This is a genomic window from Saccharicrinis fermentans DSM 9555 = JCM 21142 (assembly GCF_000517085.1).
Classification (GTDB): domain Bacteria; phylum Bacteroidota; class Bacteroidia; order Bacteroidales; family Marinilabiliaceae; genus Saccharicrinis; species Saccharicrinis fermentans.
Genome location: NZ_KI912107.1, coordinates 1 through 718, shown reverse-complemented (window position 1 = coordinate 718; position 718 = coordinate 1). Strand labels below are relative to the sequence as shown.

The window sequence follows — 718 nt, the reverse complement described above, 5'->3', positions numbered from 1 at the left end:
TGCGCCTTGTTGGTTCTAAATTCAAACCTAAAGAAAATATCCAAAGCCTTGACACCGATACTGCAAGTGCAATTGGAGCCCGTGCAACATATGAACGTTTTGCTGCACTTACTACGACGCAAAAAACACAATTAAATTCAAAAGCAGAGATGAACAAAGCAGAAATGATTACAAGGTACGACCTTACTAGTGTAACGGCTGAAAGTACCGATGAAGAAATTTTGGCCGCTATTGATGCAAAAATGCAGGCTAAAGATGATGCTGCCAAAGCAGAGAGAAAAAAAGCTATTGTAGCGGCTGTAGATGTTGCTATTGCGGCTGGTAAAATTACTAAGGAGCAAAAATCCGGTTATGTTGCTAGAGGCGAAAAGTTGGGTTTAGATGATCTTAACGGCATATTCGCAGATATGCAAAGGCCCGATAGTATTATTAGTCACATAAAAGGAGATAAAGCCGGTTTACCCAGTTCATCTGCTGAGCGTAAAACTTGGACGTGGGGTGATTATCAGATGAAAGCTCCTGGTGATTTAGAGGCCATGCCCGAAACTGACCCAGAGCTGTTTAAAGCTTTGTATAAAGCTGAGTATGGAGTAGAGCCTGAAGTGTAGGTTCTAGTAATTCGATTGTAAACTTTTTTATTCAAATAAAATGAAATTATTTTTTAGTATTTTTTGCTCATTTTTAGTTTCTGTGCTGTCAGGCGCAGGAATAGCCATGG

The 718-nt window shown here is 39.8% G+C and carries 1 protein-coding gene; it reads left to right on the top strand.

Annotation, left to right across the window (positions count from 1 at the left end; translation table 11 throughout):
* The coding region (locus CYTFE_RS24245; RefSeq protein ID WP_044262442.1) for a hypothetical protein at positions 1-608 on the top strand (608 nt) is incomplete at its 5' end.
* Positions 609-718 lie beyond the last annotated feature (110 nt).